Genomic DNA, 9,728 nt, shown 5'->3' with positions numbered 1-9,728 from the left:
CATCACTATGAAGACAGTCATCATTACCGGCATCACCGGCCAGGACGGCGCCTATCTCGCCGAACTCCTGCTCGACAAGGGCTACACCGTCTACGGTACCTATCGTCGCACCAGCTCGGTGAATTTCTGGCGTATCGAAGAGCTGGGCATCGCCAAGCATCCGAACCTGCACCTGGTCGAATACGACCTGACCGACCTGTCGGCGAGCATTCGCCTGCTGCAGACGACCGGCGCGACCGAGGTGTACAACCTCGCGGCGCAGAGCTTCGTCGGCGTGTCGTTCGACCAGCCGGTCACGACCGCGGAGATCACCGGCGTCGGTCCGCTGAACCTGCTCGAGGCGATCCGCATCGTCAATCCGAAGGTTCGCTTCTACCAGGCGAGCACGTCTGAAATGTTCGGCAAGGTACAGGCGATTCCGCAGATCGAATCGACGCCGTTCTATCCGCGCAGCCCGTATGGCGTGGCGAAGTTGTATGCGCACTGGATCACGGTGAATTACCGCGAGAGCTACGACATTTTCGGCTGCAGCGGGATCCTGTTCAATCATGAGTCGCCGCTGCGCGGCCGCGAATTCGTCACGCGCAAGATCACGGACTCCGTCGCCAAGATCAAGCTCGGCCAGCTCGACGTGCTCGAACTGGGCAACATGGATGCGAAGCGCGACTGGGGCTTCGCGAAGGAATATGTCGAAGGCATGTGGCGCATGCTGCAGGCCGACGAGCCGGATACGTTCGTGCTCGCCACGAACCGTACCGAAACCGTGCGTGACTTCGTCCGCATGGCGTTCAAGGCGACCGGCGTCGACCTCGAATTCAAGGGCAGCGATGCGAACGAGATCGCCGTCGATGTCGCGACCGGCAAGACGGTGGTTCGCGTCAATCCGAAGTTCCATCGCCCGGCCGAGGTCGACCTGTTGATCGGCAATCCGGAGAAGGCGAAGCAGAAGCTGGGCTGGGAGCCGAAGACGACGCTCGAGCAGCTGTGCGCGATGATGGTTGAAGCGGATCTGCGACGCAATGAACGTGGCTTCTCGTTCTGACGCGCCGCGCGCGCTGGTCACGGGGCTCGGCGGCTTTACCGGCGACTATCTGGCGCAGTCGCTGAGGGCGGCCGGCTATCGCGTGTTCGGCACCGCGCACGGTGCCGAAGCGACCGGGGCCGACATGTATCGGGTGGATCTGTGCGACCGCGCGGAACTGGCGAAAGTCGTCGCCGATGTGCAGCCGGATGTGGTCGCGCATCTCGCCGCGATCGCGTTCGTTGCACACGGGGACGCCGACGCGATCTACCGCACGAACGTGGTCGGCACGCGCAACCTGCTGGAGGCGCTCGCGAACCATGAGAACCGTCCGAAGGCGGTTTTGCTGGCCAGCAGCGCCAACATCTACGGCAACGCGGCGGTCGAGGTCATCGACGAATCGGTCGAACCGAATCCGGCGAACGACTACGCGGTCAGCAAGCTGGCGATGGAGTACATGGCGCGCCTCTGGCGCGACAAGCTGCCGATCGTCGTCGCACGCCCGTTCAACTACACGGGCGTCGGTCAGTCGCCGCAGTTCCTGCTGCCGAAGATCGTCGGTCATTTCCAGCGCGGCGAGCGTGTGATCGAGCTCGGTAACATCGATGTCGAGCGCGATTTTTCCGACGTGCGCCGCGTGGTGGATGCGTATCGGCGTCTGCTGCAACTCGCACCCGCCGGTGGCGTATTCAACGTTTGCTCGGGCCGGGCCGTGTCGCTGAAGTCGGTGATCGCGCTGATGGAGCAGATCGCCGGTTACTCGATCGAGGTGCGCGTCAATCCGGCTTTCGTGCGCGCGAACGAAGTGCGTCGATTGCAGGGCGACGGCTCGCGGTTGCGGGCCGCGGTCGGGCCGCTCGAGGATATTCCGCTGGAAAGCACGCTGCGCTGGATGTTTGGCGGAGGGCGTGGGTGAAGGTTGGATTCGGTACGACTGCGCTGGCCCGGAGCAGTGCGCATGGCGGTGTTGACGGCATCGGTTCGTATACCCGCGAATTGGGACGGGCGCTGCTGGCGCGGGGCGGGATCGGTCTCGTTCCCGCCGGCTTTGGTGCGGTTGCCGGCAACGATGTGTTTCCGGGGGCTCGGCCACCAGTCAATCTCGGCCGGCATGAGGTCGCGACGGTGCTGGGCGCCGTGACACCCTGGACGTCCATCGACGAAAAGGCGCTGCGCGCAGAACGCGTGGACGTGTTTCATGCGACGGATCACCTGATTCCCAAACTGTCTTCGATACCGGTCATTGCGACGCTGATGGACGCGATTCCGCTGTCGCATCCGGAATGGACGACGATTCGGCTGGCGGCGCTGCGCCGCTGGCTGTTGCGTCGCTCGGGAACCTGGGCCGACCATGTGATCACGATCTCCGATTATTCGAAGCGGGAAATCGTCGAGCATTTCGGTATTGCGCCGGAACGGATTTCCGTCGTTCCGCTGGGCGTGCATCCTCGTTTCTTCGAACGGATCGATCAAGCCGAGCGCGCCGAGGTACTGAAGCGGCTTGGCTTGCCGACGCAATTCTTCCTGTGTGTGGGGACGCTGCAACCGCGGAAGAACCTCGAGCGGGTGCTCGACGCGCACGCGAGCTTGCCGGTGGACCTGCGTCGCGCGATACCGCTGGTCATCGTCGGTCGGGCCGGGTGGGGCTGCGAACAACTCGTTGCACGCCTGCGCGCAGACGGCGAAGGCAGCGTTCGCTGGCTCCAGTATCTGCCCGATCACGACGTGCGCGCGCTGATGCAGTCGGCCAGCGCGCTCGTGTTCGCGTCGCTGTGCGAAGGCTTCGGGCTGCCGGTCGTGGAAGCCTTCGCGTCGGGATTGCCGGTCGTGGCGTCCAGCACGACGTCCGTTCCCGAAGTCGCGGGCGATGCGGCGATTCTCGTCGATCCGTTGCAGACGGGCGAAATCGCCGACGGCATGAGAATGATCGTCGAGCAACCTAGTACGGCCGACGTGCTGCGCGAAGCCGGGCTGGTGCGGGCGCGCGAGCTGAACTGGCCGGCCTGCGCGGAAAAGACGCTGGCCGTCTACCAGGCTGTTTTGGACGGGACACGTAGTTCATGAGCCAATTCGTTTCGAGGGGCGCCGCGTGAAATTGGGGGTCGATATCACGTGGATGGTCGGCAACTACCGGGGCATGGGCCGGTTCGCCAGGCAACTGGTGGCGCCGGTCGGTGCGTCGGTGCTCGGGCTGGGCCCGAGCGGCGTGCGGGCCGACGAATGGCCGTGCGTCAGCAAGGGGCACGGTTTCTTTCCGTGGTGGGAGCAGGTCGAGTTGCCTCGCCGGTGTCGCGAGCAGAAGCTCGACTATCTGCTGTGCCCGTACAACACGGGGCCGCTGCGCTCCATCGGCAACACCCGGTTGATCGCGGTCGTCCATGACCTGATCTACATGAAGCCGTGGCGCGAGTTGCCGCCGGCGCGATCGCTATACCAGACTGCCGGTCGCGTCTACCGACGGCACGTCGTGCCTCGTCTGGCATGCCGAGCGGACGTCGTGTTGACCATCTCGCGATTTACGCAGCGCGAGCTGGTAGAGAAGCTCGGGTTGCGTGAGGACGACGTGCATGTCATTCCCTGCACGATTTCCGACGACTGGTTCGCGCCGCCGCTGAGTCGGGCGGCGCGCGAGCCGTATCTGTTCACGGTCGCGGGCGAGGCGCCGAGCAAGAACGTCGAGCGTCTCCTGCAGGCGTTCGCCATTGCCCGGCCGGCGCTCGGCAACGACGCCATGCTGCGGATCGCCGGGATCAAGTCCGAACATCACGCGTATTTTCTCGGGCAGGCGGACGCGCTCGGACTCGCGGGTGTCGTCGAACTGCTCGGTTACGTATCTCGGAGCGAACTGCGCGAGCACTACCGGCGTGCCCATGCGTTCGTGTTTGCTTCGTTATTCGAAGGATTTGGTATTCCGTTGCTCGAGGCAATGGCGTCGGGTACGCCGGTTGCGTGCAGCAACACGACTTCGATGCCTGAAATCGCCGGCGGCTGCGGGCTGCAATTCGATCCCTATTCGGTGGAAGAAATGGCTGAACAGATCGGCAAGGTATGGTGCGACGGCACGCGCTACGATGTGGCCGTCGGCGACGGCATGGCGCGCGCACAATCCTTCTCGGAATCGGCCGTGCGTCCTGCGCTCGACGCTTTTTGGGCGCGTCTGTCATGAGCCGGGACAGGAAGAAATTGCTGGTGCTGACCCCCCGGTTTCCGTATCCGGTGATCGGTGGGGACAAGTTGCGGATCTATCACCTGTGCCGGATGCTGTCCCGCCATTACTCGCTGACGTTGCTGAGCCTGTGCGAGACCGACGAAGAACTGTACGCCGAACTGCCTGACGACGGGGTGTTCGATCGTGTCGAACGAGTTTTTCTGTCCCGGCGGCGGTCGTACGTCAATACGTTGCTCGCGTTGCCTACTCGCACACCGTTGCAGGTGGCGTACTATCGGAGCCGCGCGTTCGCGACGGCCGTCTCGCGATTGCTGCCTTCGCACGACGGGGTGTTCGTTCATCTCGTGCGCTGCGCCGAGTACGTTCGCAAGTCGGACAAGCCGCGCATCCTAGAAATGACCGATGCAATCTCGCTCAACTATAGACGAGTCAAGCAATTGAGAAACGCGCGCGGGCTCAAGTCGCGCGTGTTCAGCCTCGAGGCGAAACGTCTGCTCGACTACGAGCGTACGATCGTCAACGATTTCGATCTGTCGGTGCTAGTGTCGAAGACCGATCGCGACTACCTGTTTCCCGGCGAGTCGGGCAGGAATGTGATGGTCTGCTCGAACGGCGTGGATCTGTCGGGTTTGCCGTACATTGCGCGCAGGATGGCTGGCCGTCTGCTGGTTTTCATCGGCGATATGCGCACGGTCCAGAACCAGGACATGTGCCATTTCTTTGCCGGGGAAGTGTTGCCGCTGCTGCGCAGGCGTGCGGACTATCGCTTCAGGATCGTGGGTTCCATTGCGCCCGCGCTGGCCGAGCGGTTTCGCGCGTATGACGGCGTCGAAGTGACCGGCCGCGTCGCATCGGTCGCGCAAGCCGCAGCCGAAGGGTCGATCGGCGTGTGTCCGATGCGGATCGGCGCGGGTGTGCAGAACAAGATTCTCGAATACATGGCCCTTGGGCTGCCGGTCGTTACCACGTCGCTCGGGCATGAGGGTTTGGGCGCGACGAGCGGGCAGGATCTGTTGATCGCGGACACGCCAGAGGCGTTTGTCGAGCGCATCGAGTGGCTGATCGCGCACGAATCGGCTGCCGTGGAAATGGCCGATCGCGCACGGAAATTCGTCGAGCGGGAGCATGGCTGGAGCGAGATGACGCGAGAACTGGTCGAACGCGTCGATGCGCTGCTGGCCGGGGGCACGGCACGCCGGCTGGGTGTCGGCGCGCCGGGTTGACGCGCGGTTTTTCGTGACGCAGGAAGTCGGACTGCCGGCTTCCGGATCCGGGTGAACAAAGCTCGACAGGGTGGGGAGAGGGCATGATGTATGGATATTTGACGCTGGTGCTGAGCAGCATTGCCAGTGCTGCTGCGAGCGTATTTTTGAAACTGGCGGCTGACCTGTCGCCTGACAGCGCACGTTTTTTGCAGTTTCTGGGCGGTACGGGATTGAAAGTGGTGGCTATCGGATGTTATGGAATTGGTTTTATTTTCTATTCCATATCGCTGAAGTCGATCCAGTTGCAGGTGGCTTATCCTGTCATGGTTGGATTGACCATCTTGCTGTTGTTTGCGTACGGGATGATGCTTTCGCAGTCGGTGTCGATGGCGTCAATGCTCGGGGCGGCTTTTGTGTGTCTCGGAATATTTATAATTTCATTTAAATAATAAAAAATACCCCGATGCGGGCGCGTTGTGGGTATTTTCGGGGGAATGTGATGCTCTCTTGCAGGAAGTTTTTCTGGATATCTCTGGCGCTGGTTGTTTTGTTTGCAGGGTTGAGTGTTCGGCAGGTGCGGCCGAACATTTCCGGAGACGGACTGGAATATACCCTCATGGCCCAGGCTTTTCTGGATCATGGGACGCCAGACATAACGTCCGCAGATTACCGAGAGGTGCAGTCGTATAAAGGCGATGCTGAAACGAACGTTTCGGAAGTCGCCGGACGAAGCTCGCCGACCGCATCCCCCCCATTTTTTCGCGATAAGAATGGGCGATATTATTCTTATCATTTTTGGCTTTATTCTTTATTCGTTGCGCCTTTTCTGTTTCTGGTCAAGCTGTTCGGTATCGCAACGCCCTGGGCGTTTACCATCACCAATCTTGTTTTCGCCATCGTCGCATCCTGCGCGATTTGCACATGGCGCGACGTTGGTTTTGAGAAAAGGCTATTTTTACTGACGTTGTATTGGAGTTGCGGGACAGTTCCTTACATCAGCTGGACGCATCCTGAGGTTTTTTCTGCGTCGCTTCTGACCGTTTCCGTGGTAATGGCGCTGAACCGTCGATATGTGATCGCATCTATTGCTGCCGCGATGGTGGCGCAGCAGAATCCGCCGGCCTTGTTTCTGGTAGCCATACTGCTGGTTTTCGACTTCTATACTAATTTTCATAAAACAAGATCTGTCGTACCGTCCGTTCGGAAAGTGGCGGAATGGTCGGCATGTATCGCTATTGCATTTCTTTCGATTTCATTCTTCTTTGTTCACTTCGGAGTCGGAAATCTAATTGCAAGTTCAGGGTTTACAGATGCCCGACTGATCTCGTTCGAAAGGCTTTGGTCGTTCTACTTCGATCTGTGTCAGGGTGCGATTGTGCTGCTGTGGCCGTTGCTGGTAATCGTGCCGGCGATGGTGGTATGCGGAGTTACAGGAAAAAGGCTGAAGACCAAAAAAATTGTCGTGGCGATGGTTTTGGTGCTCTCGTCCATCGTGTTGGCCGTACCGTCCATCTCGGCGACGAATTTCAATTCCGGGGCGTCATTCATTCTTCGTTACGCGTATTGGGCAAGTATCCCACTTTTGTTTGCCGTGGTGGTCTTGAGTAGCGATGGTGCGAGCGGGAGAGCAATAGCGTACATCGGAGTCGTGGCCTTTTCTGCCTTGAATGTCTCTTATTACAAGGGTGACTGGTGGAGTTATTTGCACTACACGCGCGCCGCCGAAAAGGTCATGAATAGATTTCCGAGTCTTTACAACCCTGTTCCGGAGATTTTCATCGAACGGGGGCGACATGTCGACGGCGCGATGAATGACAAGGCCATCTATTACTACGCAAGCAACGGCGAGGTCAGAAAGGTTTTTCTGAATGAAGGCTACAGTAATGTGGTGGATTTCAAGTGTAGGGGCGGCAAGGGAGTGGGCGACTACGTTGGTTCGACGTCCCGAGTCGAACAGGGATGGGTCTACTACAATTTGAAAGGCGGATGTCTGGCGCCATTCGGTGGTGAGGGGACTTATGAAGTGCCACCGGCTGTCGGCGGCGGCGATACGTTGTCCTTCGATAATGCCGGCAGCGGGAAGCTCTACTTGAGCTCCGGATGGTCGAGTCCGGAATCGTGGGGTACGTGGTCTGACGCACCTGACGCTTCCATTGTTCTGCCGCTTAAAAAAGGCGGCATCGACACAATTTCGATCAAAGCAAATGCGCTTGTGAATGCAGCGCGCAAGGAGCAGAGCGTAGATGTTTTTGTAAACGGACTGAGTTCCGGGTCCGTCGTGTTGAGCGCCTCCAACGACAACCGGTTCGACATCCGTGTGCCCGAGAATGCATTATCGGGTACAGGGCGAGCGGAACTGCTGACGCTGGATTTCAAGTTCCGTGATCCGGTTAGCCCGAAAGCTCTGGGCATTAGCGGCGACGACCGCCGGTTGGCGATGGGGTTGACATCGTTGACCATCAGGTGACGAACGGCGGTGACCGTCGCCGTTGCGCTAAACGAGCGATCACCAGCCCGATGTCGGCGCTTGCCAATAAGAGAAAAAAGGAGGATAGGCGCGACGAGGTCCGGGAATATGGGCGTGCCGTCGCGCTTTCGAAGCCGAGTCGCCAGGGCCACGATACCGAAACGTCATCAGTGGCTTTTCGGGACGGCTGGCGGGCGAATTGGCAAACTTCCGATCGGGGCATCGTCCGCTCGTTGGTTTGTAGTATCGCTTCAGGAGGCGTGGCGATCGGAATCCGCCACAACTCGCCGTGCGCGGTGTCGCGGGGACGACGCCGACCCGAACTCGCTCAGATGGCTGCCCAGAAGACGAGGCCGCACAGCGCGATCACGATCAGGCTGACCCAGTCGCGAACCGCGAAGACGATCGGGTCGTCGTGCATGTGACCGCGATGCGCGATGATCCATGTACGGCTGATCCAATAGAGCAGCAGCGGACAAGCGAGCCAGATGATCTGCGGGTGGCTGTAGAGGTGTGCAGTTTTCGGATCCTGGATGTACATCGCCAGCACCAGTACGGACAGATACCCAGCCGCACACCCCAGTGACGAGACCACCTCGAGATCACTTGCGATGTAACCGCGTCCACGCGTTTGGCTCAGTCCGCGTTTCTTCATCGAAAGTAGTTCCGCGTAGCGCTTGACGAGGGCAAGGCTGAGAAAGATGAACATCGAGAAGGCCAGCAGCCAGAACGTCAGGTGCACCGCGATCGCGGTGGTGCCCGCCACGATGCGCACGGTGTACAGCATCGCGAGCACCACAACGTCGACCATGACCAGTCGCTTCAGTAGCGTCGAGTAGAGCAGCGTCAGCGCATAGTAGCCGAGCAACACGGCCGAGAATCGCCATGGCAGTACGGTAAATGCCAGCGTGAAAGCACTGACGAGCAGGACGGGAAACGCGGCGAGTCCGTACATCAGCGGCAGCGCCCCGCTGGCAAACGGGCGCCGGCGTTTGGACGGATGATGACGATCGTCCTCGAGATCGAGCAAGTCGTTGAGCAGATAGACACTCGAGGCGCAAAGACCGAAGGCGACGAATGCGAGCGCCGCATCGCCGGCCAATCGGGTCGACCCGAGCATGTGTCCGGCAAGCAGCGGCAGGAAAATCAGCAGGTTTTTCAACCACTGATGCATGCGCAGGGACCGGGCCCACGTCTTCAGGGCCGGAGGGCGTGTCTCGAACACGCGTTCAACGTTACCGGCTTTCTCCGCCGAGCGCCGGACGGCGGCCGGCGCGTTGACGACATATGCCCGCCCGGCTGCGCGCCAGACGGGGAGGTCGTCCCGGGAGTTACCCGCATAGTCGAAACCCTGCTCGCCGAAACGGGCCACGAGCCGGTCCTTTTTCATGTGCGAAGACAGATTGATCTGGTCGTCGGTCGCAAAGACTTCGTCGAACAGGTCGAGATGCCGGGCAATCTCGTGGGCGTACTTCTCGTGACTCGCGGTGGCAAGGGCGATCGTTCGCCCGCTTGCGCGCTCCTCCTCGAGCCACGCGACGATCTGCGGATCGTACGGAAGCACGCTGACGTCGAGATCAACCCGGGCGGCGAGCGCCGATTTCAGTGCGGGCTTGCCGCCCCCGGCCAGCCACAAGAGCGGGGAGAAGAAACGGAGCGGGTAGGACTTCAGGTAAGAGAATCCCGACTCGACGAGGATGTCCGAGCGAAGCAGGGTCCCATCGAGGTCAACAACAAGTGGTCTGCTGCTCATGTGCATGTGCTGTCGTCAGCTTTGTTTTATTGATTGCTTGCGACCCAATCGTGATCTTCGGGGCAGCTTTCATTTGAAACTGGACGCCATCATGCAGGAAAAAGCAGGGGGCT

Annotated in this window: 8 protein-coding genes; 7 read left to right on the top strand and 1 reads right to left on the bottom strand. The window is 60.3% G+C overall.

Translation table 11 applies throughout. The features are described 5' to 3' along the window. The first annotated feature begins 7 nt into the window (after window positions 1-7). The 7 genes from gmd to HWX08_RS11015 all read left to right on the top strand — a co-directional run bounded on the left by gmd (window position 8) and on the right by HWX08_RS11015 (window position 7,862). On the top strand, window positions 8-1,042 hold the full coding sequence (gene gmd, locus HWX08_RS11045; protein ID WP_174919555.1) for a GDP-mannose 4,6-dehydratase: 1,035 nt from the start codon (window positions 8-10) through the stop codon (window positions 1,040-1,042). Continuing rightward, a complete protein-coding gene (locus tag HWX08_RS11040) occupies window positions 1,020-1,937 on the top strand; it encodes an NAD-dependent epimerase/dehydratase family protein (RefSeq protein ID WP_174919554.1) in 918 nt (305 codons plus the stop codon). The genes gmd and HWX08_RS11040 overlap by 23 nt, the downstream gene beginning before the upstream one ends. Further along, a complete protein-coding gene (locus HWX08_RS11035; protein ID WP_174919553.1) occupies window positions 1,934-3,085 on the top strand; it encodes a glycosyltransferase family 4 protein in 1,152 nt (383 codons plus the stop codon). Before HWX08_RS11040 ends, HWX08_RS11035 begins: the two co-directional genes overlap by 4 nt. Window positions 3,086-3,137: 52 nt before the next feature. Beyond that, entirely contained in the window at window positions 3,138-4,187 is a 1,050-nt protein-coding gene (locus tag HWX08_RS11030) for a glycosyltransferase family 4 protein (protein ID WP_244122732.1), read from the top strand. After that, the gene (locus tag HWX08_RS11025) at window positions 4,184-5,413 is read left to right on the top strand and encodes a glycosyltransferase (RefSeq protein WP_174919551.1); all 1,230 of its coding nucleotides are present in this window, start codon (window positions 4,184-4,186) and stop codon (window positions 5,411-5,413) included. Before HWX08_RS11030 ends, HWX08_RS11025 begins: the two co-directional genes overlap by 4 nt. An 83-nt stretch (window positions 5,414-5,496) precedes the next feature. Further along, window positions 5,497-5,844 (top strand): hypothetical protein, encoded by a 348-nt coding sequence (locus HWX08_RS11020; protein WP_174919550.1) that lies wholly within the window; start codon window positions 5,497-5,499, stop codon window positions 5,842-5,844. A 167-nt stretch (window positions 5,845-6,011) separates the two neighbouring features. Then, entirely contained in the window at window positions 6,012-7,862 is a 1,851-nt protein-coding gene (locus HWX08_RS11015; protein WP_174919549.1) for a hypothetical protein, read from the top strand. 328 nt (window positions 7,863-8,190) lie between these two features. On the opposite strand, the gene HWX08_RS11010 is transcribed toward HWX08_RS11015, so the two are convergent. Beyond that, window positions 8,191-9,615 carry a UbiA family prenyltransferase gene (locus HWX08_RS11010; RefSeq protein WP_174919548.1) on the bottom strand — a complete coding sequence of 475 codons (1,425 nt, stop codon included), beginning with the start codon at window positions 9,613-9,615 and terminating at the stop codon, window positions 8,191-8,193. Window positions 9,616-9,728: the final 113 nt, after the last annotated feature.

Origin of the sequence: Burkholderia metallica, assembly GCF_902832845.1 — a bacterium.
Taxonomy (GTDB): Bacteria; Pseudomonadota; Gammaproteobacteria; order Burkholderiales; family Burkholderiaceae; genus Burkholderia; species Burkholderia metallica.
This window is presented reverse-complemented; position numbering and strand designations above follow the sequence as displayed.